The following is a 22,099-nucleotide window of genomic DNA, read 5'->3' as shown; positions in this document are numbered from 1 at the left end:
CGTCGCTGGCCTTTGTTGTAATTGTGGCGTTAGGTTAATAAATGGGGCTTCTACACACACTGTGGGGAGTAGGGACCCCAAGGAGGCTATTTTGGATATTCTGCGCCGCGAGGGCCCTGTGCCCATATACAGGCTGGCGAAGGAGCTGGGGCTTTCGTACGGCGCTGTGCAGTGGTACGTCTTTTCTCTGGAGCGGGACGGCGTCGTCGAGACTGTTAAGATAGGTAAGAGGCGCTACGTGGCGCTGAAGGCCACGGACTGGATGGGCAACGTGAGGGTTTCCGACGTCCTTGAGGACTTCCTCCTCACCCTCTCGGCTTTTGGAGTGAAGCCTGATATGACCGTCGGCGAGGCCCTTGGGGTTCTAGAGAGGAAGGCTCCCCACATCGCCGAACTTTTGAGAAAGATGATGGGCAAATCGTGAGGTGGGTACTCGCCGTAGTCGGAGTCCTCCTCGCCGCGGTGGGGTTGACATCCCTAATCCACCCCGCCTACGCGCCCGGCCGGGCCCCCCCGTTTGGCCAGGGCGGCTTCGCGGCGCCGCAGCCCCCGGTCGTCAGCGTGTCGGGCGGGCTGTACTTCAAGGCATACATAGAGGCGAGGGGGGCGGGGGGCGAGATGTACCTCAGGTGCTACGTCTTCGACACATACGCGGGGGGTTTGTGGAGCTGGTCGGGGCAGGGCGGCCGCGCCTTCGGCGACGGGGTGGTGACCGTGGGGGCCGGGCCGCTTAGGCTCGGCGGCGAGCTGAACCTCTCCGGGCCACTCATGGGGAGCTGCGTCCCGGTGGCGTCTCCCCCAGTGGACGGCTTGGCCATCGGCTCTTTTAGGGAGGTGGCGCCGGGGGCCAGGCTTTCTGCAGACATAGAGGGCCTCTACGTCTCGCTGGCGGGTGGCTCGCCTAGATACGTGGCCTCGTACATAGGCCAAGGCACTGCCGTGGAGAAGCCGGACGGGCGCTATCTGCAGGTGCCGCCGGAGCTGAGGCCCGTCCTTGAGAAGATCGTCGCCAACGTGACCGCCGGGTGCCGCGACGCCGCCTGCGCGGCGTCGCGGATTAAGGAGTACCTCACCACCGGCTTTAAATACGACGGCACAATGGACGCCTTGTGGCCGGAGATCCCACCCGGGGCCGACCCCGTGCTGTGGTTCCTCACCGAGGGGAGGCGGGGGGTTTGTATACACTTCGCCTCGGCCTTCGTGTTGCTGGCCCGAGCCGCCGGCGTCCCCGCCCGCCTCGTGATCGGCTACCTGTCCGACGGCCCCGTCCCCCAGGAGTGGTCAGTCAAGGCCTTCAGCCCCCACGCCTGGGCGGAGTACTACGTGGAGGGGGTGGGCTGGGTGGGCGTCGAGGCGACCCCTGGCGGAGGGGTGCAGATCCCCGTCGCGCCCCCGATACCCCTCACCGCTCTGCCTCCGCAACCCAGCCCACCGCAGACCCCCGACCTCCCCGCGCCCCCCTCTCCGGCTTTGCCCACCTGGCTTTTTATAGCGGTTGCCTCTGCCGCCGCCGCGGCGTCGCTGGCCGTGTTTGCCTCTCGTAGGTACGTCACCTTGGGCCTCGGCGAGGAGTTCGTGGTGAGGGGGCCGCCGTGGTTTTCGGTATATGTAAACAAGAGGCGTGTGGGCAGGCCGCCGGTGAGGCTGGTGTTTGACAAGCCTGGCCTCTACCTGGTGAGGGCAGGACCCGTGATCTACCTGGTGAGGGTGCTGGACTACAAGAGGCTGGCGGGGGCTATCTATCTTAGGGTGTTGAGGAGGCTGGGTCTGCCGCCTACGGTGACGCCGAGGGAGCTCGCCGCCATTAGGCCGGAGTACGGGGAGTTTGCCCTCATCTTTGAGAGAATTAGGTTTGGCCCCTCCGCGGGGAGGGGTGACGTGGAGAGGCTGAGGAGGGCGTTATGACCTACATAGCGCTGGGTCTTCTCCTCCTACTCCTGGGCTATATGGAGCCTGTGCTGAGGCTGGTCTCCCAGCCCCTGGGGGCCTTCTTCACGGCGTTCGGCGTGGGCCAGCTGTTGCACAGGCGGGGGCGGCACGTCTGGGGCTACCTAGCCGCCTTTCTGGGGGTCGCGGCGGCGGTGTACCTCATCCCCCTGCCTGCGCTGACTCCTAGGCACAGGGAGTACCTCGTGGTGGTTGCCTTCGGCTTTTTTCTCAACTCGGCGAGGTTCTTCACCCGCCGGCTCAAGAAGCCCCTGGCCCCGGTCTCCATAGCCGTGTCTTCCTGGGGGCTGGGCTCGTTTCTGCAACTCACCCACCTCCACTGGCTCTCCTCCGCGGTCTGGGGCGTAGGGGCCGGCGGCGCCGCCGCCTCTGCGCTAGGGTTGCTGGGCGGCCGCCTGCGGAGAGTAGGGAGGTTCTTCGCCCGGCACACAGCGGCCTTCGGCGTCCTCGGGGGCCTCCTATCCGTGTTGTACCAAGTGGCTTCTCTGACGGGGGCGACGTGGCTGTTCTACTCTGTGGCCGTCGGCTCGGTGGCGGCTATATTGTTGCTGGGCGGCGACGCCGTGAGGCCGCGCCCAGTCCGGCTCTACGACGACCTCGACGTGGCTGAGGTGAAGAGGCTAGAGAAGAGGTTTATCGAGACCGGCGACGTTGCCCTCCTGGCTACCTACGTGGCGTACCACATGGCGCGCGGCGGCGTGGACGAGGGGAAGGCGCTGGAGGTGGTCAGAGCCGCTCTCGACTATAGGGATGTCACCCCCTCCCCCTTCGCGCCTCCGCTGGTGGTTAAGCTCCTGCGCCGGCTGAATAGGCGCAGACGCGCGCGGCACCTCAAGAGGGTGATGGCTCTCCTGGAGAGGTACCTGTAGCTACTTGTAGGGTATCGGGGTCTTGTCCAGAACCTCTCTCACGAGGTCTCTGGGGTCCCCCTCCTTCGGCGCTATTCTGTGGGCCAGCGCGGCCGCCGCCGCCTTCTTGACGTCGTCGGGCGTGACGTAGTTTCTCCCGTCGAGGAGGGCCAGGGCCCTCGCCATCTTCATCAAAGCTATGGAGCCCCGGGGGCTGGGGCCGTAGGTGTTGAGGGGGTGGGTTCTGAGGCTCTGCGAAATCTTCACAATGTACTGGACCACCGCCTCGTCGACGTACACAGCCTCGGCGTACTGCGCCCACTGCATAACCTCCTCCCTGGTGGTCACCGGCTTTACATACACAGAGGGGTCGTCGCCGCGCCATGAGAGGCGGCGTTTTAAAATCTCCGCCTCCTCGGCCGGACCGGGGTAGCCCACCGAGAGCTGTATTAGGAACCTGTCGAGCTGGGCCTCTGGCAATGGGTAGACGCCGCGGAACTCCACCGGGTTCTGGGTGGCCAGGACGATGAAGGGCTCCTCCAGCCTGTAGGTCACGCCGTCCACCGTCACCTGCCTCTCCTCCATGGCCTCTAGGAGGGCCGCCTGGGTCTTCGGAGGCGCCCTGTTTATCTCGTCGGCGAGGAGGACGTTGGTGAATACGGGCCCCCTCACAAACTCGAACCTCCCCTCGTGGGGCCTCCACACGTTTACGCCGATGACGTCGCTGGGCAACATGTCTGGCGTGAACTGTATCCTCTTGAAGGCGAGGCCGAGGGCCCTCGCCACCAGCTTAGCCAGGGTGGTCTTCCCCAGCCCAGGGGGGTCGTTGAAGAGTATGTGCCCCCTGGCGATCACCGCGGCGAGGATGAGCTCCAGCGTCTGTCTCGGCGCCACGTAGAAGCTAGACAGCACCTCCACCACCCTCCTCACGGCTGAGAAGTGTTATATCTATAAAAGATGTTGAGAGGCGTGGCTAGGAATCTGCTGGCGGCGGCCGCGGTGTTGATAACGGCGGGCCTAGCGCTGGCTAATACAGACCTGGCCCTCCTCTCCCTCATCCCGCTATTCGCCTACGGCGTAAACGCGGCGCTTGACCCCCCGAAGGTGTCTGCGTCGAGGAGGCGGGTCGGTAGCGAGGTGGAGGTGGTGGTGGAGGCGGACAGGCGCCCCGGGGTCCTCTACATATACGACGCGGCGCCAATCGACGCCCCCGTGGAGGCGCCTCGGTGGAGAGTTTTCAAACCCCCCTTCAAGAGGGTGGTGAGGCTGAGGTACCGCCTGACGGAGAGGTCTCAACCCCTCCCCCTGGTGGTTGTGTCGTACAACCCCGTATTCACAAGGAGGAGGGACGTGGTGTATGTAGAGGATCGGCGCCCCGCCGCGAACCCCGCACAGCGGGGACGCGGCGTCGAGGAGTTTGTGGAGGTGAGGCAGTACCAGCCGGGGGACCCGATGAAGCTTATCAACTGGAAGGCTTCTGCAAAAACCGGGGAGCTCTATGTAAATGTGCGCACGGGCCCCGAGCTGAGAAACGCGGTGGTGGTGGTAGACGCGAGGCGCCTCCGCTCCCTAGTCGCGGCCGAGGCGGCCAGAGCCGCCGAGATACTCTCAGAGAAGGGTTTTGAGGTGACTTACTACGTCCTGGGACACGGCCCGGCCACCTCGCTACCCGGCGACTTCACGCCTACATGCGGCGGCAACCCGCCGTGCGGCGACGTGACTGTGTACGTCGGCTCGCTGTCCGACGTATGCATCGTCATGAACTGCAGGCCTATGTACTACGTCGACGTCGCGGGGGCCAACGCCTTGGTCGCCCTGAGGAGGCTCGCCCTCTACAAGAGGCTTAGAGGCTCCGGCGCAGTAGTCCTGAGAGGCGCCGAGGCCCTCAGGAAGGCGCTATGAGGCCCATCATCGGGGCTCTGTCGGGAGTTCTCCAGTACATGATGTTCAGCGCCCACCCCATACTCTCGATATACCCCAGGTCCGTGGACGGGGCCCTGGGGCAGGGGGCCTTCGCCGCGTTGCTAATAGTGGTAAACCTCGCCGTCTCTACGCGCTACCCCTACACATCGGCGTTCAGCACGCTGACCCTCTATCTGGCTGAGGCGGCGCTGTCATCGCCGACTCTGCGCCTGGCCCTGCCCCTCCCCGAGCTACCGCCCCCAGACACGGCGCTCGGCGTAGCCGCGGTGTTGTTGCTCGTCGCGTCAAGCGCCGAGGGGATTCACGGCCTTTACCTAGCCTCGGCGGCGGCGCCCGCAGCCGCCCTGATCCTGCTGAAAGATCTCGCCCCCCGCCTCGACTACCCAGCGGCCCTCGCCCTCTTCCTCTTAGGCCTCTCCCTGGTGGTGTACGCTACAAAATCTTCCCGGGGTTGAGTATGTTGTAGGGATCGAAAACTCTCTTCAGCTCCCTCATGTAGTTAAGCGCCTCCTCTCCCAGCTCCATTTTTATAAGGTCTTTCTTGAGGACGCCGATTCCGTGCTCAGCCGACACAGTCCCGTTTAGCTTCACCACGAGCTCCGCCATGTCTCTGAGGAATTTCTCAACTCTCCCAGGCCCCTCCCCCCTCCTGTACCAAGTGGCTGGGTGCAGGTTGCCGTCGCCTATGTGTCCGCCTAGCAGTAGCGGCAGGCCGTGTCTCTCCGCCAACTTCTTCAACCCGCGCACAGCCTCGGGAAGCTTCGAAATTGGGACGGCCACGTCCTCAATTACAAGCACCCCGCCGTCTCTCTGGGCGGTGGATATCTGGCCGTAGAAGAGCCTCCTCCTCGGCTCTAGTAGCTTCATGGCGTTGCCCCAGTCCAGTGCCCTCTGCGCCACCTCGCCCCTGACCAGAGACTCCAACCTCCTCAAGGCCCTCTCCTCGGCGCCTCCATTGACGTCCACCCCGAGGAACAGGGCGTTCCTACTCTCCAGCCCCACGACGGCCGAGGTGGGGGCGTCGAGGAACTCGGCGAACAGCGGCCACAGCCTCCCTGCCCTCACCCTAACCACGTCCTCCACCAAAGTCTCGAGGTCGTCGTAGTAGGCCAGCACAGCCACGGCGGACTCCGGCACCGGCGCCAGCTTGAGGATCGCCTCCGTAACGAGGCCGAGAGTCCCCTCGCTACCCACGAAAAGCCTCACCAAGTCGTAGCCGTTGCGGCACTTATACGTCCTGCAGCCAACCCTCAAGAGGTCCCCCCTGCCCGTCACCACCCTCAGCCCCAGCACCCAGTCCTTCATGGTGCCGTACTTGGCCCCCCTCATTCCCCCCGCCCCGTTGGCTATGGCGCCGCCCACCGTCGCGCTCTTCACCGAGCCGGGGTCCACCGGGAAGAAGAGGCCGTATCTCGCCAGCTCCACGTTCAGCTCCTCCAGCCTCACCCCAGGCCCCACCACCGCGACGCCGTCCACCGGGTCCACCTCAACCTTATCCATCTTCTCGAAGCTCACCACAACGCCCTTCGCAGTGGCCGAGGCGTTACCAGAAAGGCTGGTGGCGCTCCCCTGGGGGAACAGAGGCACCTTGTTTCTCGCCGCCCAGCGCACCAGTTTAACCACCTCCTCCTCGTCGACGGGGAAGACAACCCCGGCGATGGACTCGGAAAACTCCATAAAAGAGGCGTCGCGTACGTACAGACGCGCCGTCACCCCGTCCTCGATAAACCTCTCCCCAAACTCCTTCCTCAAAAACTCCACACATCTCTCGACGCACAGCTTATAAAGTTATACGTTAACTTTTTAAAGTAAACATTGTATGTAAACGTGAGCGTGGTAATCGGCGTGAGGGTGCCCAGGAGGCTGAAGGAGGAGCTTGAAAAACTCGGCATAAACTACGCAGAGGAGATAAGAAGGTACCTAGAGCAGAGGGTGCGGGAGGAGAAAGCCAGGAGGCTGGCCGCCGCGCTGGACAGCCTATCAGCCGGGCTGGAGATAGACAGCGACTACTCCACCCAGTGGATAAGAGAGGAGCGTGAGGCTCGTAGTTGACGCCTCGGTAGTCGTCAAGTGGGCGCTCCCCGAGCCCCACCACCAAGAGGCGAGGAAGCTGAGAGATGATCACCTAGCCGGCAGAGTGAGGGCCTCCGCCCCGCCGTGCCTATGGCTTGAGGTGGCCAGCGCCCTGCGGAAATACGCACTCAGAGGGATAATCAGCAGAGACAAGGCGGTAGAGGCGCTTAAGCTCCTCCACCAGACGGATATCGAGATTATCGACGTCGAGCCGGCGCGGGTGCTAGAAACGGCGCTGAGGCTGGGCGTCACTGTTTACGACGCGGCGTACATATCGCTGGCGGAGTCCCTGGGCGTTGACTTCTACACAGCAGACGAGAAGCTACTAAACCACACAAACGCGAAGCACATCACACAGTACAAAAGACCAAGGGGGCAGTAGCCACGAAACTTAACCACATCGCCACCTCTCCGAATTTCATGATCACTTCAAGAAAATATTTAAAAATCCACATGATAAATGTAAAGGGCCCGTGGCTCAGCCCGGTAGAGCGGCGGCCTTCGGAGCGCGGCGGAGAGAGCCGTAGGTCGTGGGTTCAAATCCCACCGGGCCCGCCTCGACGCCGTCGCCTATGTCACTCCTGATGACTTAGCTGTGTGCATGTGGTACCGACAACGGCGTAGCTTCATATGTGTCGTATCATCGCTGTTGAATAATTGTAATAACACACGACTTTCATCGCTGAGATGCATCCCATACATGCCCGCGCCGCTGGACTCTCTGCCACTTATCAATTAACCATGCCATTTTTTGCGGCGGCCGCCTCCCTCATCACGACATGGACTCCACAACGGGCAGATGGTGAACGCGGGGCAGGGCTTCTCAACGCATCTATTTATATAGTCGTTCTACACCTATGACAGCCATTATATTTGGAATTTTTAGGAAGAGGTCGTGATAGTCGCAGTAGACGTGGGTGGTACCTTCACCGACTTCGTGGCGGTGGATGAGGAGGGGCGCCTCTTGGCGTACAAAATCCTTTCGACGCCTAGAAAGCCGGAACAAGCTGTCATCGACGGCCTCTCCCGGTTGCCGAAGGTGGAGGAGGTCCTCCACGCCTCCACAATAGGGACAAACGCCTTGCTGGGGCAGATAGGGCTGGAGTTGCCGAAGGTGGCTCTCTTCACCACAAGGGGGTTTAGGGACGTGATTGAAATTGGGAGGCAGAACCGGCCGAGGCTGTACGATCTCTATTTCGACAAGCCCAGGTCCATAGTGCCCAGAGAGCTGAGGTTTGAAGTTGACGAGAGGACACTCGCCGACGGGACCGTGCTGAAGGAGGTGGACCCCGGCGAGGTTGAGCGGTACGCGAAGGAGGCTGTGGAGTCGGGCGTGGTTTCCGTAGCCGTGTCTTTCCTCCACTCGTATATAAACCCTTCAAACGAGGCGAGGGCCGGCGAGGTTCTGAGGAGGTTTTTCCGCTACGTGTCCCTATCCAGCGAGGTGGCGCCGGAGCCTAGGGAGTACGAGAGGACCTCGACGGCGGTGGTCAACGCCGCCTTGATGCCGCTGGTGGGCCGCTACCTGGAGGAGCTGGGGAGATATGTAGAGTCGCGGGGCGGCAGGCTCTACGTCATGTCCAGCTCCGGCGGGCTGGTGACCGTGGAGGAGGCCGCCAGGAGGCCGGTGCATTTAATAGAGTCCGGCCCGGCTGGCGGCGTCGTGGCCGCGGCGGAGTTCGCGAAGATTCTCGGACTGCCCCGTGTGATAAGCTTCGACATGGGGGGCACCACGGCCAAGGCCGGGACGGTGGTCAACTCGGAGCCCAGCATCACCACGGAGTACGAGGTGGGCGGCGAGGCGCACCACGGCAGGTTGGTAAAGGGCTCGGGGTACCCGGTGAGGTTTCCGTTTATCGACCTGGCGGAGGTGTCAGCCGGGGGCGGCACCATCATATGGAGAGACGAGGGCGGGGCGCTTAGGGTGGGGCCCGTCAGCGCGGGGGCGGAGCCCGGCCCGGTGTGCTACGGACGGGGCGGCGTGGAGCCCACTATCACAGACGCAAACGTCGTCCTGGGTCGCGTGGCGCAGTTGCTGGGGGGAGAGATGAAGCTAGACGCGGACGCCGCCTATAAATCCTTCAGGCGGCTGGGCGACCCCGTGGAGGTTGCCTGGAGCGCCGTCCAGCTCGCCAATCTCGAAATGGCCAGGGCTGTGAGGCTGGTTACCGTGGAGAGGGGCCTCGACCCGTCCGAGTTCGCCCTGTTTGCCTTCGGCGGCGCCGGCCCACAGCACGCCGCGGAGCTGGCAGAGGAGCTGGGCGTCAAGACGGTGGTGATCCCCCCAGGGCCCGGCGTCTTCACGGCACTCGGCATGTTGTTTGCAGACAGCAAATTCGAGGCTAGGGCCTCCTACCCGAGAGACCTGGAGGAGGCCTACAGAAGACTTGAGGAGTCTCTCTCGCCCGTCGGCCCCACTTACTACGTCAGGCTGGCGGACGTGAGGTACCAAGGCCAGGGCTGGGAGCTAGTGGTGCCGGTGGGTAGACCCGCCTCTCTGGAGGAGGTGAGGAGGGCGTTTGAAGAGAAGCACCTCGCCACCTACGGCTTCAGGCTAGACAAGCCGATTGAGGTTGTGACGGTGAGGGTGTTCGCGGTGGTGGCGCGGAGGAGGCCGAGACTGCGCGAGCCGGAAGCAACCGGCGAGCCCAGGCCTACATACCGCAGGGTATACTTCGGGGAGTGGGTAGAGACTCCCGTATACAAGAGGGAGGAGCTACCGCGCGGATTTAAGACGGAGGGGCCGGCTGTTATAGAGGAGAGGCACTCGGCGACGGTGGTGCCGCCTAGGTGGAGAGTGGAGGTGGGTCCGCTCGGATCACTTGTGCTGAGGTTATGAGCTGGGAGCTTATCTACAGGGCCACGGTGTATATAGCCGAGGAGGCGGGGATTGCGCTTAGGAATTCTGCGTTTTCTCCAAACATAAGGGAACGTATGGATCACAGCGTTGCCGTGCTGAACGCCGATGGGGAGATAGTGGCGCAGGCTGAGCACATCCCCGTACACCTGGGCTCGTTCTACATCGGCGTGAAGAACATGTTCAAGGCTCTGCGCGGGGCTGGGGTTGAGCTTGAGGAGGGCGATGTGGTGGTTTTAAACGACCCGTACATATCGGGCACCCATCTAAACGACGTCATGGTTGTCACGCCGGTTTTCTGGCGCGGCCGCCTCGTGGCGTATTTGGTGAATAAGGCCCACCACGTAGACGTAGGGGGGCCCGTGCCGGGGAGTATAAACCCAAATGCCAAGACTATATACGAAGAGGGCTTCGTACTGCCGCCGGTGAAGATTATGAGGAGGGGGGAGCTCAATAGAGAGGTCCTCTCCGTCTGGCTGTCTAACGTCAAGACACCTGAGGCTACTCTAGGCGATTTAAACGCCCAGATAGCGGCTAATGTGGTGGGTAGCCGCCGCGTCGTCGACCTCTTTGAGAAATACGGCGGACGCGTCGCGGAGGCTTGGAGGGCGGCCATCGACTACGGGCGCCGCGTGGCGGAGGAGGAGATAGCCAAGTGGCCGAGGGGGGTCTACGCCGCCGAGGACTATCTAGAACTCGGCGATGGGTTTGTAAAGATCTCCGTGAGGCTCGCGGTGGATAGATGCGTCGAGGCGGATTACACCGGCACAAGCCCGCAGGTGGAGGCCCCCCTCAACGCGGTTCTGGGGGTAACCTACGCCGCGACTTCCTTCCCCATTAGAAGCCTCATGCGGGGCGAGGTACCCACCAACGAGGGGTTCTACTCATGCATCTCCGTGAGGGCCCCCGAGGGGAGTCTGCTCAATCCCAGAAAGCCGGCGCCCGTGGCTGGGGGCAATCTCGAGACTAGCCAGAGGGCGGCTGACGCCGTCTTTAAGGCGCTGTCGCAGGCCCTGCCGGACAGGGTGCCCGCGGCGGGGTCTGGGACGATGATGAACGTGATGATGGGCGGCGTCTACCAAGGGAGGTACTGGAGCTACTATGAAACTATCGGAGGAGGGACCGGCGGGAGGCCGGGTAAGCACGGCGTCTCGGGGGTCCATGTAAACATGACAAATACGCTAAACACCCCCATAGAAATCGCTGAGAGGGTATACCCACTGATATTCACGGCGTACAGAATAAGGGAGGGTAGCGGCGGCCGGGGGAGGTGGAGGGGAGGCGACGGCATTATAAGAGCTTTTAAAGTGGCGGCGCCCGCGCGTCTGGCAGTACTTGCAGATAGGTTCAAAACAGGCCCCTGGGGCCTACACGGGGGAGAGCCCGGCAAGCCGGGCCGCGTCTACATAAAGAAGGCAAGCGGCGAGGTGTTGGAGCTCCAGAGCAAGTCGGTGGTAGATCTAGATCCAGGAGACGAGGTTGTAATCGAGACGCCGGGCGGCGGGGGCTGGGGCCCGCCCGATAGGCAACCCACAACTTTTTAAACTAATACTCTGTGCTATACCGGCGGGGGGCTGCACGGCGTGCCTGCCGTGCTCCGCCGACAGGCGGACCCAGGCTAGGGGGCCCGAAACCGGGGCCGGGCGCGGCCTCCAGCGACGTGCCGTCTGGGCTTACCGATGAGCCCCGGTCCAGGGGGGCGCCGGTCCCCAGGCTACTCCGGCCGTAGGACCGGGGGGACCTGGGCATGCGGGGAAACGGCGGAGGTCCGGGAGGGAGCACGCCTAACCCGCAGCCGGCGCGTTCCCTGGGAAGCCGGGGGGAGAGACGCCTGGGCGGGCGCCGTATGGAGGCCGCGTCGGCTCCGGGTAGCCGCCGCCTATCCCCCGACTCCGGCGGATTCGACACTCTCAACGGCGTGTTTAGACGCTGGGCGCCTCGGCGGCCACGGCGCTACGGAGGATTTTTTAAAATGGATGTACGGTGTACACATGGCCTTGGTTGCTGAGGTAATGGGGATCCACACCCACGTCTTGAGGAGGTATGGAGTGTCTCCAAACGACGACGTCGACACCGCCGTCGCGAAGCTCTCCAACGTAGCTCCACATCTGGCGAAGTTTCTCAGAGAGGCGAGTTGCGTACTCTCGTCATAAAACCTCCACCCCTTTTTCCCTAACCACCACGTCTATTTCAAGCCGCGCGCCGTAGCGTCCCGGCAGGTAGATGCCGGGCTCTATTGTAAATACCATGCCTGGGCGCAGGACATCTCCCGAGCCCGGGGAGATGTCCGGCGCCTCGTGGATCTCCAGACCCAGCCCGTGCCCTGTCCGGTGTATAAAATACCGGCCGTATCCCCCCTCCTCTATCACTCGACGAGCCGCGGCGTCTACCTCACGCGCGGCTACGCCCGGCGCCGCGGATCTCAGAGCCGCCTGCTGAGCCTCTCTAACTATTTCAAGTAGCTCTGCGTACTGGGGAGGCGTGTCGCCGTAGAAAAAGGAGTTGGTCAAGTCTCCGAAGTAGCCGCGGTAGGACGCGGCGACGTCCAGCACCACCGCCTCACCTACTTGGAGCCTCTTGTCTGTGGGCTCCTGGTGGGGCACGGTCGTGTTGGCTCCGAACTGCGCCAAGATGGGCCCCGGCTGGAGACCTGCGTTGTACAACGCGCCGTATATTCTAAAGGCCACCTCCCGCTCCGTGACGCCGGGAGAAAGCTCCACAGCCTCCAAAACCTCCCGTATCTTCGCAACGGCCGTCCTAATCCTCTCGATCTCCTCTTCCCGCTTCACGGCGCGCATCTCTCTCAGCAAATCGTCGGCGAGGCGGAACTCCGCATGGGGGAACGCTCTCTTTATAATTTCAAAATGGCGGAGCGTGGTGCCGCCGTCGACGTAGACCACCTCCTGTGGGCAACCCCGCGCCGCATCCCTCAGCACAAGCGCCGGGTCCTCCCCGTCTCTATACGCATACACCTCGCCGCCCACCCTGCCCGCGTCCAGGGCCGGGACAACCACAGCGATGCGCTCTCCGCACCTCACCGCCGCCTTGAAGCGCTCGTAGGACTCGACCCACACCCCCGTGAGATAGGCGAAGTTGACTGTGGTGGTCGCCACTATCATACAAACTCCAGCGGCACCTCTCTCAAATCCCCACCCCCCGCCCGCCACGCCGCGGTCCTCCAGCTGTAGACGTCGGATATCACCCAAACCACAGGCCAGAGCCTCATGTAGCGCATATCCACAGCGCTCGGCACGGGGGGGCCCGGGTGGCTGTGGAATATGGCCAGAAGCTCCAGGCCGGACTCCTCCGCCTCTGTAATGGCTCTGTACATCTCCTCGGGGTCTATCCTGAAGGCCAGGGGGCTCCCCGCCACGTTCCTCACCCACGTCCACCTCATAACAGTGTCCCCCCTGCCTAGTAGAAGCGCGACGCACTCCTCCCTGGGCACGCACCTCTGCCTCGCCTCCTTCAGGAATCTGCCGGGTATCTTCATCTAAGCGGCACGTAACGGGTGAGCTGCGCCTTTCTAGACATGGCTAGGCTTAGCCTCTCGATTTCGCTACCGCTCCCCCTAACCACCGCAATTGTCAAGCACTTTCCGTCTACATGTAGGTGGGTGTACGCCACTATGTGCCCCTTGTTGTCTTCAATAATCTCCCCTATGTCTGAAAAAGAGTCGCTGACCGCCAGCACGACGCCGAGGCACTCATGGGCGGCGTCGGCGTGGTCCCTCCTCGCCTCTAGATACTCCTGCAGAGCAACCGCCACGATCTCGCTCCTCGTGACGCCCATGTCTTGAGACATCTTCTCCACCTCCTCAGCCACCTCCTTAGGCAGTGACACGCCAAACCTCTTCACACCAACCACCTGGAATCAGCTATTTATATACTATGCTCTATTAAGCCGTGTCTTGCATAGGCGTCGTCGACACAACCTTCGCCAGGGTGGACATGGGCGCGGTGGCTATCGACGAGCTGAAAAGCCTGCTCCCACACACCGCGGTGCGGAGGCTGACTGTGCCTGGCATAAAAAACACCGTGTGGGGGGCCCTGAAGCTGATAAAAGAGGGGTGCGACGCGGTGATCGTGCTGGGGTGGGTGGGCCCCACCCCGGTGGATAAATACAGCTACCTAGCCACCTCCATAGGCCTCATGCATCTACAGATAGAAACCGGCGTCTTGGTGCTAGACGTGACTGTACACGAGGAGGAGGGGGGCGGCGACGACAAGAAGTTGAAGGAAATTGCGCTGGATAGGACGAGGAAACATGTATGGAACCTGGTGCAGATGCTGAGAGGCGGCTTGGAGCAGTACGCGGGGAAGGGGGTGAGACAGGGGTACCCCCACGCGGGGGAGATTATATAAATTTTTATCAATGTTACACTATATGACATATTTAAAATCCATCTATATTAATAAAGGGGACGCCGCGCCAGACCTATAAAAAACAAATAAAAGAAATATAATTTTTAAATTTGACTCATCTTTTATCTTTTTCAATAGAAATCTATTTAAAGTATTGAAGTCTTAAACCCAGGGCGGCTACGGCAAGGCGCCCCCACGCCTCCCGCCGTTGCCGTAGATCCGCCTCCTCTCTAGAATAATTTTGAGAGGAGGGTAGCGACGACTCCGCTTAGGAATATGCCGTCGAAGACGCCGGCCCCGCCGATAGAGACAAAGGGCGGCTTGTGCCTGAGCACCCTCCTTAGATTTAGCAAATCCGCCCCGATGATGGTGCCATACACAGCAGTTATGTAAGTGGCTACAGGCCCTCCTCCGGCAAGGAGGGCGGAAAGCACGGCGATGATGGGGGGAGCCAGCGCGGGGGTCACAACCCCTATGTTAGGCACCACGCGGCTCACTGCGTTTGTCAACACAGACGCCGCCGCTATGGAGGCTAGGAGCTCCGGCTTAAAAAACTGAGCCATGAGGAAGGTGGCCACCGCCAGCGGAACCACGGCGCCGCCTAGGTTAACAGCCAGGTAGGATCTCTCCTCTCTAAAAACCACCTGGGGTATCGGCACGGGGATTCCGAACACAACTACGTAGTCCACCACTGGGAGGTACTCCCTCCGAGAGAAGGAGTACACCACGACGTTGACGGGGCTCGTGACGAGGCTCAGGAGCGTTATTGAGCTACCTAGAAGTAAAGCCGCGACTATGTGCATGCCCGAAGTCCTCAAGACGTCTACAAAGGAGAGTGTGAAGAAGGGCATGAGCAAGACGGCCAGCCCGGCGTAGAGCAGGCCCAGCACCCCGTAAAAAGGCCACGCTATGATTATCCTCATCTCCTCACCGCCTTTGAATAGGCGGCCTCCGCAATATCGGCCGCGAAACCTACAATAGAAGCCGCCTCGTGCATGATGGCCGCGGCCTGCGGACATATGATCTGGAGAGCCTCCTTCTCCAGCTTGGCGCGCCTAGTCAAGACGGCCAGCGCCTTCCCCGTCTCGTTGTTGTAGAAGGCGTTGAACGCGTCCTGCATAAATGTATACACCTTTTTGAAGAGGTCCAGCACCTCCGCCTTGCAAGCCACGACGTTCTGCAGATAGTAGTTAGTGGCGCGGTCAATCGCGTCGCCGACATGTTCAAGATTCTTTATCGTAATTACGTAATCCACGTAGTGCTCAGGCCTCTGTACAATATTCCGCTTAACAGTCCTAAGAGAAAAGAAGTAGAGGCGGTCGAGCTGATCGTCGAGGCGGAGGATCTCCTCAGCCAGCTCCCTCCTGTCTAGGCTAAGCATCTGGAGAAACAAGGCGAACATGGCGTCCACCGTGGTGTACATACTCCTAACCGCCTCGTCGATGTTTATATCCTCCCTAGTAACAATCCTCAGCCTCAAGACGCCGCTGAGCTCCATCAACACAACCCCCGGCAACTTGCCCTCAATCCTCGTCACAACCTCCGAAATATTCCTCGTCTCAATCTCCAACTCATCCGCCCCCTCTATATAGTACGCAATAACGTCACGCACAATCTTCTCCACGTCGTCGCCCTTGATCGACACCCTCCTCGCCGCCCCCGCCTCCGAGCTAGGCAAAACAGTTATCTTCTCCCTATCCACAATAACCTTCACAGGTGAGCCCACCCCCAGCCCGTGCACCTCAACCCACTCCTTAGGCAGAGTAATCCCAAAAGACCTCTCCCCCACCCTGATAATTCTCCTCAACTCCACAGCCCACCCAAATACCCGCTATATATCTCTATAGGGCTGATCGTCAGCCTGGGACGGCCCCATCACAACTCAAAATCGGATGTGGTCATCACAACCTATCTTAACAAGGCCTTTAAAAACTTGGCCAGGGGGTGAAGCGACTCAGCCCTAATAACCGCCTTAGCCGCCCTGGCGACCTCCTCGCTGGCTGGGTTAAACGCAATGGAGTAGCCAGCCCTCCTCAACATGGGCAGGTCGGCCTCGCCGTCTCCCACCGCCACGGCCTCCTCCCACCCCACGCCGAGGTGCTCAAGAATCTTGCCGGCCACTTCCTCCTTATTTTTGTCACTCACGGAGACAGACACCGAGTACACAGCCCCGTCTCTATACACCAGGTCGTTCACCACGTAGAAGTGGAAGCAGTGAGACACCCTCCTGGTGTAGCCCACCCCCGCCGAAACGGCGACGGTGTACACACCCGCCTCCCGCAACACGTTGCACAAGGCCTCCAGCCCCCTAGTCGTTTGGAAATACGCCTCCACAACCCCCCTCGGGGCGCCGTGCCAAAGCAAGGCGTCGTAAAGCGCCCACTCGTAGTAGTCAATAACCCCCAGCTTGTACAGCGCCCGGTTCAGAGAGCCGTCGGTGCCCAGAACCGCGTGTAGCCTCTGCCACGCGGAGCGGAAAGGCGTCACAACGCCGTCGACGTCGAGGATAACCGCCCTGTACCTCATTCCCTGTACACCTTAATAGCCCTCGAGGGGCAGTGCCTCTCAGCCTCCCTGACCTGTTCGTAGAGCTCGTCAGGCACAACCCCCTCCTCGACGCTACCGTCCTTTGCATACTCAGAGGAGACAACCGGCTTCCCCCCGTCTCCCGGTATGAAGACCGTGGGGGCGTAGAATAGGCAGAAATGCGCCACGACGCACCTAGATCTGTCAATTCTCACTCTCACTGGCATAGTCCAAAAAGCGAAGTCTATATATAACATTACCCCCCTCAACGAAGTCCCAGGCTTTCCAGAAGCGCCACTCCCCAGTCCTCCACAAGCCGAGGCCTGGCGACGCGGCAAGGCCTACCCCCACACAGCGCACCTTCGTAGGCGAGGAGGGCCCTCTTCACCTCCACCCCTGCCGTGTAGCCCCCCAGCGACAGATCGCTCTTAACCACCCGGTGGCAGGGCAGGACGACGGGGAGGGGGTTTGAAGCCATTAGCCTCCCCACGTGCCGGGGGCTCGTGCCCAGCACCTCGGCGTATAGCTTGTAGGTCGTGACGTAGCCCCTCGGCACCCCCAGCAGATATAGAAGCCGCCTGTCCACTCCCTCCAGCCTCACCTCGCCGACAAGCTCCCGGAGAGACACCCACCGAGAGCAACCAGCGGGGTTCGTGAAGATCCTAGCGCCGTCCCACCCGACGACGACGGGGCCGTATTTGGAGCAGCTGACCTCCTCCCCGCCCTGAGGGGCGGAGGTTCCCTTAGGGCGGCTCATGGGCGCCCTCGATCCCCGCCGGGATCACCGTCTCCTCGCCCGGCGGGGTCATGGGGCTGGCCCGGGCCAGCACGTCGGGCCCTTCGGCTTCGAGGACTGTCCTGCTCCACTCCTCCAGTATCTTCTCGTCCACAGTGGATAGTGCTTGTTTTACGATCTCCGAGTATTCCGGCTCTAGCCTCTCCACAGCCCTCCACAGCATATTCAACACAGCCGCGACATCTCTGTGTACCCAGTGTCCCCTTGGGCAGAGGCCTATCTTAGGCTCCGTCGGGAAGGACAGCCGCTCTCCGTGTATTGGGCAGATCTGCGAGTTCTTGTACGAAGACACAAGCACCAACCTTAAGCCGCGTTCAGTCGCCTTGTCGGCTACCTTGCCGACTACTGCCTTCATAGGCGTCTGCTTTATGCGGTGCCTCAGCTGTGGACTCCTTTTGTCCACAATCATTTCCTCCTGCGGCTTCTTGCCCACGTTCTCCGTTACTAGAATGGTAGGCTCTTTAGTAAGCGCGTGAGCTATCCTGTTGACCCTATCCCGCTTTCTGTCCCCCTCCCTCAACCTCTTGACTCTCTTCTTGTACTCCCTCGTGTGGGCGCCAGACGTTCTCTTCCCGTTTATCTCTACGGAGAGCTCCTCCGCCCACCTCCTTCTGATCGCGCCGTAGCGCTTGGCCAGCCTTCCGAAGTCGGTGAGGAGCACCTTAATCGAGATGGGGGGTTGCACCCACTGCCGGTTCCACTGGGCGACTCTGTCTACCGTGGCTTTAAGGTCGACTCTAGCCGCGACGATGGTGTTCTCGTTCACGTCGAAAGCGACTACAGCTGTAGGCTCCCTCGGCGCCTCCGGCTCCACCTCGTATACGAAGACGGCGTAAACTCGGTTTCCGACGCGCCTCAGCCTAATCGTGGAGGCCCTTGTGGCCCTGCCCGTCTTGGCAAGCCACTCGTAGAGCCAGAACCGCTTGTGAGGCCAGAGCTCCGCCACTATGCGGCCGCTCATAAGACGTAGAGAGATGGCAGTTAGTCTATCAAACCGCCAAGCCCTTTCGTCTCCGTAGGGGGAGACGCGCCTAACCGCGGGAGGCTTTCCCCCAGCTTCAGCCCACGAGTTGTAGGCCTCCACGGCGTCCTTCACTGCCTGTTGCTGGTAGGCGAAGGGGAGTCCAGTCTGCTTGACGGCCTCCTTAACCTCGCCCCACACCTTGAAGAAGTTTTGCCTTCTTTCCCCTATACGTCTGGACGAGGTGGCCCACCACGGCCTTCTTCGCTTTTCTGTACCCTCTCTCCAGCTCCAGGTAGTCCAGAAGCTGGTTCCCGTCCAGTAGAAGCGGGACGGCGACGGACCTCGTTACCACCATGCTTAAATTAATGTCTGCTAAAAAGCTTTACCCCGCCCTAAAGGTCGAGGCTTGCAGTTGCCTTTATCGCCTTCCTAAACAGAGTTATATATTAAAGCTACTACATAGAGGTGCCCAGGGTTAAGCTCGCCGGGGTGCTTGTGGCCCTCGCGGGTGGAAGGGACGAGCTAGAGGTGGAGGGGGCTACGGTCAAGGAGGTGCTCAGCAACTTGTCTGCCGTTTCCCAGAAGCTGTACCGACGCGTGGTGGGGGAGGACGGGAGGCCGAGAGCCGACATATACATAGCCGTGAACGACGTAGACATAAGGCTACTGTCCGGCCTCTCTACGCCTGTGAAAAAAGAGGACGTGGTTTTGATACTAGCCTACATCCACCCGGGCTAGCGCCTCTTTTTCCTGTTGTCCACCACCACTACCGGCGCCTTTCTCTTCTCGGCCTGCGGCGCCGCCACGTTGGCGTCGGGGTTCGCGATAACCACCTCCTGTCTGTAGTAAACAACGCCGCTGGGGAGCTCCTCACGTGCGAATATTGCTCTGAGCAACAGCGTAGACCCGAAGAAGAGGAAGGTGGCCATCCCAGTCAGCACCGCGCTCCACACAGAGGCGTACTCCAGGTAGCCCTCGAGCGGCGTGAAGGGCAGTATCAGCCTCTGCCCCATGACTTCCCGTATGGCCCATATCCCGTTGACCACGAACCACACCAGAATCCCGGCCAGGCCCCACTTGATGAAGAAGTCGCCAACCCACCCGGACAGCGGCCGCCTCGGCGGCATCGATGCTATGAACGCGATGGCGAAGGCAATTATCATAAACCACATCCAGCCCCCCACAACGGGGTGGCTCATGTACTGCGATACTGACTCAACTAGCTGTCTCAGATCCATCGCCACCACCCCGCCGGGGGAATATAAGAGTATTGTTGGGAATGGCGACGTATACTGGCTACAGCCCTTTTAACGCACCCCATTAATTAGGCATGATTCTGGCAAACGACGAGTTGAAAAAACTAATCTCGACGGGGAGGCTTAGGGTGGATCCCCTCTACCCGGACACGGTCAGGGAGAACGGCCTCGACTTGCGGATAGGCGGCGAGTATGCACTCTACGCCTACGAGGGGTCCGTGGTGGCCCCATGTGAGCTTGAAAACGCGAGGCATCTATTCCGCATTGTGAAGGCCGACGAGGTGGTGATACCGCCCCGCAACTTCGTCCTGCTCACAACGGAGGAGTACGTCAAGATGCCCGACGACGTGGTGGGCCTCGCGAACCTCCGCTCCACCCTGGCTCGCTACGGGCTTGTCATACCTCCGACGATCGTCGACGCGGGTTTTGAGGGCAACATAACGATAGAAGTTGTAAACAACAGCCCCAACACCATTGTGCTGAGGAGGGGCATGCGCTTCCTGCACCTAGTCCTCGTCAAGGCGGAGGGCAGGGCGCAGTACGCCGGCCTCTACCAGGGGCAGAGGGGCGTCACCCCGCCCAAGGGCTTAAGGGGCGAGTGTTAAAACACGTCTACGTCCTCGGGGCACTGGGCAGGCTTCTTTGCATCTAAGTCGTAGACCTGGACCGCGTCGTCGACCAGCGCTATCTTGGGTCTGGTTTTTCTGTAGGGCCCCGCGGTTGAGGTGAAGACCGTGACTACGGCGCCTCCGTGGTGGGAGGCGCAGCCCTGGGGTATGTAGGTGTGGCCCCTCAAGACAGTGGCCGTGTTGTGCGTCCTGTGGAAGGCCTTGGTGGCTTCCCTCCCGAAGAGCCATATGCCGGGGCCCCGGGGGCTTGGGGCGTATTTGTCGCAGGGACAGGGGTCGTTCCACAGTACTTGGAACGCCAGTGGGTCTTGGGGGGTGGTTAGGTCTCCTGATATTTTTTCTAGTTCTCCCAGCGTCGCGGGGCTCATGTCGTCTCTCAGCGGGATGCCGCCGTGCAACGCAACCACCCTGCCGTTCAACAGCGCCGCTAACGGTAGAGAGGCGAAGGTTTTTTCAAACTCCTTGTAGATGTAGCCGCACCGCCTCCCCAGTTTTTCGCAGAGCTCGTCTAGGAAGCCGCCGTCGATGTTCATGAGGGGCGACTCGTGGTTGCCTCTCAACACAACCGCCTTCCCCTCGACGTATAGCTGGAACACCTGGGTCACCACCTCCAGGCCTCTGTTTCCCCTGTCCACGTAGTCGCCTAGGAAGAGGTAGGGCGCGGGCCACTCCTCCAGTACCTTCTCCAGAGTGTCCACGTCGCCGTGCAGATCCCCAACCGCCGTGTATCTGCCCTCTAGGCGCAGGACAAACCCGGCGCCTCTCGCCCTCACCCTGGCCAGGAGGTCCACTATCTCCTCTACAGACGCCATAGGCGCCTGGCGTTTGCCTCCACGATCTCTACGACGTGGTCTGTGGGGGTTCCCCAGAGCTCCGCCAGCTTCTCCACCGTGTTTCTAATGGCGGGGGGCGCCAGTCTCATCCCCCTATATTCGTACGGCCCGTCGCTCTCCAGAAGGACAATTCTCCGGTCGGCGTTTTTGGCGACCTCCTGGTGCTTCTTCTGTATGGCCACCGCGGGGTTTATCGAGATGTAGTAGCCGAGGTCGCGGATGGTTTCTAGCAGGTCGAGGGGCCCCGTGTACCAGTGGATGAGGGCCCTGTCCACGTCTGCCCTTCTCAGCATATCTACGGCGTCGGCCCACGCGTCAGGGGCGTGGACGTTCACAACCAAGTCGAGCTCCCTGGCGAGGCGGAGGAACTCGCGGAAGAACTCCACCTGCTTCCCGTAGCTGTGGGGGACGAACTTTTTGTCCAGCCCTACCTCTCCCACGCAAGGCGCCTCCGACTTCTCCACCATGCGGAGGACTGCGGACAGGTCCCCCGGCTCCGCCTTCTCCACCTGCCACGGGTGTATCCCCAGACACCGCACCACACCGTCTAGCTCCGCCGTCTTTCTCGACGACGCAAGGTCGTCTGAGACGCACACAAGAGTCCACTCCCCCCTGTACTGGGAGAGCTCTTCCCCCGGAAATTCGTGGCAGTGGATGTGATTGTCGAACACGTACCCTCCACGCGAGTGGGTTAAATAAAGTCTCGCTTCCCCACACCCACATACGCCACCCGCCCCCCGGCCACGGCCAGATAGACGTAGTGGACAGCCCCCACGTATACGCCAGGGTTTAAAACCAGCTACAGCTTTCTACTCTCCCTTCTATATTCTTCCTGACTCGCCGCCGTATGTTCTTCCTGAATCAAGAAAAATGTCAAACGTTAACTCAAGAAGAGCGTCTGACGTGAACAGACGCCGCCTCTGCGTAATTAAGTGCCGATCGTTAATTCATAAATAGGGGATCTGTTTCTAGAAACATGGATATGCCGACGCCCGCCCCGCCTCCCGCGAGGGCTCCGGGAGGCGAAACTGCGCTTATATTCGGGCTCGCCGAAGGGGCGGCGCCGACCCTCCTGGCGGCCCC

28 protein-coding genes and 1 tRNA gene are annotated in these 22,099 nt (G+C 61.2%); 14 read left to right on the top strand and 15 right to left on the bottom strand.

Annotated elements, in window-relative coordinates; all coding sequences use genetic code 11:
* Window positions 1–61 precede the first annotated feature (61 nt).
* Genes P186_RS01250 through P186_RS01240 form a run of 3 tightly spaced genes read left to right on the top strand, consistent with a single transcriptional unit; the run spans window position 62 to window position 2,816 of the window.
* The gene (locus tag P186_RS01250) at window positions 62–424 is read left to right on the top strand and encodes a helix-turn-helix domain-containing protein (protein WP_014287559.1); all 363 of its coding nucleotides are present in this window, start codon (window positions 62–64) and stop codon (window positions 422–424) included.
* Entirely contained in the window at window positions 421–1,905 is a 1,485-nt protein-coding gene (locus P186_RS01245) for a DUF4129 domain-containing transglutaminase family protein (RefSeq protein WP_014287558.1), read from the top strand. Before P186_RS01250 ends, P186_RS01245 begins: the two co-directional genes overlap by 4 nt.
* Entirely contained in the window at window positions 1,902–2,816 is a 915-nt protein-coding gene (locus tag P186_RS01240; RefSeq protein ID WP_014287557.1) for a hypothetical protein, read from the top strand. Before P186_RS01245 ends, P186_RS01240 begins: the two co-directional genes overlap by 4 nt.
* On the opposite strand, the gene P186_RS01235 is transcribed toward P186_RS01240, so the two are convergent.
* Window positions 2,817–3,725, bottom strand: a complete 909-nt coding sequence (locus tag P186_RS01235; protein ID WP_014287556.1) for an AAA family ATPase — start codon at window positions 3,723–3,725, stop codon at window positions 2,817–2,819.
* Between the two features lie 39 nt (window positions 3,726–3,764).
* On the opposite strand from P186_RS01235, the gene P186_RS01230 reads away from it, so the two are divergent.
* On the top strand, window positions 3,765–4,697 hold the full coding sequence (locus P186_RS01230; RefSeq protein ID WP_237179435.1) for a DUF58 domain-containing protein: 933 nt from the start codon (window positions 3,765–3,767) through the stop codon (window positions 4,695–4,697).
* Complete coding sequence (locus tag P186_RS01225) at window positions 4,694–5,173, top strand: hypothetical protein (RefSeq protein ID WP_014287554.1); 480 nt, start codon at window positions 4,694–4,696, stop codon at window positions 5,171–5,173. Before P186_RS01230 ends, P186_RS01225 begins: the two co-directional genes overlap by 4 nt.
* Here P186_RS01225 and P186_RS01220 read toward each other — a convergent pair.
* The gene (locus tag P186_RS01220) at window positions 5,151–6,479 is read right to left on the bottom strand and encodes an FAD-binding oxidoreductase (protein ID WP_014287553.1); all 1,329 of its coding nucleotides are present in this window, start codon (window positions 6,477–6,479) and stop codon (window positions 5,151–5,153) included. The genes P186_RS01225 and P186_RS01220 overlap by 23 nt on opposite strands.
* 66 nt (window positions 6,480–6,545) lie before the next feature.
* Here P186_RS01220 and vapB point away from each other — a divergent pair, with 66 nt between their 5' ends.
* The 6 genes from vapB (at window position 6,546) to P186_RS13960 (ending at window position 11,801) form a co-directional block, all read left to right on the top strand.
* Window positions 6,546–6,770 carry a type II toxin-antitoxin system VapB family antitoxin gene (gene vapB, locus P186_RS01215; protein ID WP_148682585.1) on the top strand — a complete coding sequence of 75 codons (225 nt, stop codon included), beginning with the start codon at window positions 6,546–6,548 and terminating at the stop codon, window positions 6,768–6,770.
* Window positions 6,754–7,173, top strand: coding sequence for a type II toxin-antitoxin system VapC family toxin (locus tag P186_RS01210; protein ID WP_014287551.1), 420 nt, complete (start codon window positions 6,754–6,756; stop codon window positions 7,171–7,173). The genes vapB and P186_RS01210 overlap by 17 nt, the downstream gene beginning before the upstream one ends.
* Window positions 7,174–7,258: 85 nt before the next feature.
* Window positions 7,259–7,346 (top strand) — tRNA-Arg (locus P186_RS01205).
* A gap of 340 nt (window positions 7,347–7,686) precedes the next feature.
* Complete coding sequence (locus P186_RS01200) at window positions 7,687–9,630, top strand: hydantoinase/oxoprolinase family protein (RefSeq protein ID WP_014287550.1); 1,944 nt, start codon at window positions 7,687–7,689, stop codon at window positions 9,628–9,630.
* Window positions 9,627–11,192, top strand: coding sequence for a hydantoinase B/oxoprolinase family protein (locus P186_RS01195; protein ID WP_014287549.1), 1,566 nt, complete (start codon window positions 9,627–9,629; stop codon window positions 11,190–11,192). Before P186_RS01200 ends, P186_RS01195 begins: the two co-directional genes overlap by 4 nt.
* Before the next feature lie 447 nt (window positions 11,193–11,639).
* Window positions 11,640–11,801, top strand: coding sequence for a hypothetical protein (locus P186_RS13960; protein WP_162470308.1), 162 nt, complete (start codon window positions 11,640–11,642; stop codon window positions 11,799–11,801).
* On the opposite strand, the gene P186_RS01190 is transcribed toward P186_RS13960, so the two are convergent.
* The 3 genes from P186_RS01190 to P186_RS01180 are packed head-to-tail and all read right to left on the bottom strand — an operon-like array spanning window position 11,796 to window position 13,506.
* Window positions 11,796–12,767: a M24 family metallopeptidase gene (locus P186_RS01190; protein ID WP_014287547.1), complete on the bottom strand. Its 972-nt coding sequence runs from the start codon at window positions 12,765–12,767 to the stop codon at window positions 11,796–11,798. The genes P186_RS13960 and P186_RS01190 overlap by 6 nt on opposite strands.
* Window positions 12,764–13,141 (bottom strand): M67 family metallopeptidase, encoded by a 378-nt coding sequence (locus tag P186_RS01185; RefSeq protein WP_014287546.1) that lies wholly within the window; start codon window positions 13,139–13,141, stop codon window positions 12,764–12,766. The genes P186_RS01190 and P186_RS01185 overlap by 4 nt, the downstream gene beginning before the upstream one ends.
* Window positions 13,138–13,506, bottom strand: coding sequence for a CopG family ribbon-helix-helix protein (locus tag P186_RS01180; RefSeq protein WP_148682584.1), 369 nt, complete (start codon window positions 13,504–13,506; stop codon window positions 13,138–13,140). The genes P186_RS01185 and P186_RS01180 overlap by 4 nt, the downstream gene beginning before the upstream one ends.
* A 47-nt stretch (window positions 13,507–13,553) precedes the next feature.
* Here P186_RS01180 and ribC point away from each other — a divergent pair, with 47 nt between their 5' ends.
* A complete protein-coding gene (gene ribC, locus P186_RS01175; RefSeq protein WP_014287544.1) occupies window positions 13,554–14,012 on the top strand; it encodes a riboflavin synthase in 459 nt (152 codons plus the stop codon).
* A gap of 230 nt (window positions 14,013–14,242) precedes the next feature.
* On the opposite strand, the gene P186_RS01170 is transcribed toward ribC, so the two are convergent.
* From P186_RS01170 to P186_RS13980, 7 genes are all read right to left on the bottom strand, one after another.
* A complete protein-coding gene (locus P186_RS01170; RefSeq protein ID WP_014287543.1) occupies window positions 14,243–14,935 on the bottom strand; it encodes a DUF1614 domain-containing protein in 693 nt (230 codons plus the stop codon).
* On the bottom strand, window positions 14,932–15,825 hold the full coding sequence (locus P186_RS01165; protein WP_014287542.1) for a phosphate signaling complex PhoU family protein: 894 nt from the start codon (window positions 15,823–15,825) through the stop codon (window positions 14,932–14,934). Before P186_RS01165 ends, P186_RS01170 begins: the two co-directional genes overlap by 4 nt.
* Before the next feature lie 95 nt (window positions 15,826–15,920).
* Complete coding sequence (locus P186_RS01160) at window positions 15,921–16,538, bottom strand: HAD family hydrolase (RefSeq protein WP_014287541.1); 618 nt, start codon at window positions 16,536–16,538, stop codon at window positions 15,921–15,923.
* On the bottom strand, window positions 16,535–16,765 hold the full coding sequence (locus P186_RS01155; protein WP_148682583.1) for a ferredoxin: 231 nt from the start codon (window positions 16,763–16,765) through the stop codon (window positions 16,535–16,537). Before P186_RS01155 ends, P186_RS01160 begins: the two co-directional genes overlap by 4 nt.
* A 38-nt stretch (window positions 16,766–16,803) precedes the next feature.
* Window positions 16,804–17,295: an MGMT family protein gene (locus P186_RS01150; protein WP_014287539.1), complete on the bottom strand. Its 492-nt coding sequence runs from the start codon at window positions 17,293–17,295 to the stop codon at window positions 16,804–16,806.
* Window positions 17,282–18,496 (bottom strand): zinc ribbon domain-containing protein, encoded by a 1,215-nt coding sequence (locus P186_RS13985; RefSeq protein WP_014287538.1) that lies wholly within the window; start codon window positions 18,494–18,496, stop codon window positions 17,282–17,284. The genes P186_RS01150 and P186_RS13985 overlap by 14 nt, the downstream gene beginning before the upstream one ends.
* On the bottom strand, window positions 18,480–18,653 hold the full coding sequence (locus P186_RS13980) for a hypothetical protein (RefSeq protein ID WP_014287537.1): 174 nt from the start codon (window positions 18,651–18,653) through the stop codon (window positions 18,480–18,482). Before P186_RS13980 ends, P186_RS13985 begins: the two co-directional genes overlap by 17 nt.
* A 110-nt stretch (window positions 18,654–18,763) precedes the next feature.
* Between P186_RS13980 and P186_RS01140 the strand changes: the two genes are divergently transcribed.
* Window positions 18,764–19,036 (top strand): MoaD/ThiS family protein, encoded by a 273-nt coding sequence (locus tag P186_RS01140; protein WP_014287536.1) that lies wholly within the window; start codon window positions 18,764–18,766, stop codon window positions 19,034–19,036.
* Here P186_RS01140 and P186_RS01135 read toward each other — a convergent pair.
* Window positions 19,033–19,536 carry a hypothetical protein gene (locus P186_RS01135; protein WP_148682582.1) on the bottom strand — a complete coding sequence of 168 codons (504 nt, stop codon included), beginning with the start codon at window positions 19,534–19,536 and terminating at the stop codon, window positions 19,033–19,035. The genes P186_RS01140 and P186_RS01135 overlap by 4 nt on opposite strands.
* A gap of 92 nt (window positions 19,537–19,628) precedes the next feature.
* On the opposite strand from P186_RS01135, the gene dcd reads away from it, so the two are divergent.
* Window positions 19,629–20,159, top strand: a complete 531-nt coding sequence (dcd, locus tag P186_RS01130) for a dCTP deaminase (protein WP_014287534.1) — start codon at window positions 19,629–19,631, stop codon at window positions 20,157–20,159.
* On the opposite strand, the gene P186_RS01125 is transcribed toward dcd, so the two are convergent.
* Both P186_RS01125 and P186_RS01120 read right to left on the bottom strand, forming a co-directional pair.
* Window positions 20,156–20,995 (bottom strand): metallophosphoesterase family protein, encoded by an 840-nt coding sequence (locus tag P186_RS01125; protein WP_014287533.1) that lies wholly within the window; start codon window positions 20,993–20,995, stop codon window positions 20,156–20,158. The two genes, dcd and P186_RS01125, sit on opposite strands and share 4 nt — an antisense overlap.
* Window positions 20,983–21,687 carry a TatD family hydrolase gene (locus P186_RS01120; protein ID WP_014287532.1) on the bottom strand — a complete coding sequence of 235 codons (705 nt, stop codon included), beginning with the start codon at window positions 21,685–21,687 and terminating at the stop codon, window positions 20,983–20,985. The genes P186_RS01125 and P186_RS01120 overlap by 13 nt, the downstream gene beginning before the upstream one ends.
* Between the last annotated feature and the right edge of the window lie 412 nt (window positions 21,688–22,099).

It is taken from the genome of Pyrobaculum ferrireducens (genome assembly GCF_000234805.1).
In the GTDB taxonomy this organism is placed as follows: Archaea; Thermoproteota; Thermoprotei; order Thermoproteales; family Thermoproteaceae; genus Pyrobaculum; species Pyrobaculum ferrireducens.
The sequence above is the reverse complement of the archived record's forward strand: the minus strand, read 5'-3'. Positions and strand labels throughout refer to the sequence as shown.

Bases quoted from the DNA above. Each gene is read 5' to 3' on its own strand.
- P186_RS01170 (WP_014287543.1), bottom strand. From the start codon at position 14,935: ATGAGGATAATCATAGCGTGGCCTTTTTACGGGGTGCTGGGCCTGCTC.
- P186_RS01240 (WP_014287557.1), top strand. From the start codon at position 1,902: ATGACCTACATAGCGCTGGGTCTTCTCCTCCTACTCCTGGGCTATATG.
- P186_RS01155 (WP_148682583.1), bottom strand. From the start codon at position 16,765: ATGCCAGTGAGAGTGAGAATTGACAGATCTAGGTGCGTCGTGGCGCAT.
- P186_RS01195 (WP_014287549.1), top strand. From the start codon at position 9,627: ATGAGCTGGGAGCTTATCTACAGGGCCACGGTGTATATAGCCGAGGAG.
- P186_RS13960 (WP_162470308.1), top strand. From the start codon at position 11,640: ATGGCCTTGGTTGCTGAGGTAATGGGGATCCACACCCACGTCTTGAGG.
- P186_RS01135 (WP_148682582.1), bottom strand. From the start codon at position 19,536: ATGGATCTGAGACAGCTAGTTGAGTCAGTATCGCAGTACATGAGCCAC.
- dcd (WP_014287534.1), top strand. From the start codon at position 19,629: ATGATTCTGGCAAACGACGAGTTGAAAAAACTAATCTCGACGGGGAGG.
- P186_RS01225 (WP_014287554.1), top strand. From the start codon at position 4,694: ATGAGGCCCATCATCGGGGCTCTGTCGGGAGTTCTCCAGTACATGATG.
- P186_RS01150 (WP_014287539.1), bottom strand. From the start codon at position 17,295: ATGAGCCGCCCTAAGGGAACCTCCGCCCCTCAGGGCGGGGAGGAGGTC.
- P186_RS13980 (WP_014287537.1), bottom strand. From the start codon at position 18,653: ATGGTGGTAACGAGGTCCGTCGCCGTCCCGCTTCTACTGGACGGGAAC.
- P186_RS01125 (WP_014287533.1), bottom strand. From the start codon at position 20,995: ATGGCGTCTGTAGAGGAGATAGTGGACCTCCTGGCCAGGGTGAGGGCG.
- P186_RS01160 (WP_014287541.1), bottom strand. From the start codon at position 16,538: ATGAGGTACAGGGCGGTTATCCTCGACGTCGACGGCGTTGTGACGCCT.
- P186_RS01190 (WP_014287547.1), bottom strand. From the start codon at position 12,767: ATGATAGTGGCGACCACCACAGTCAACTTCGCCTATCTCACGGGGGTG.
- P186_RS01185 (WP_014287546.1), bottom strand. From the start codon at position 13,141: ATGAAGATACCCGGCAGATTCCTGAAGGAGGCGAGGCAGAGGTGCGTG.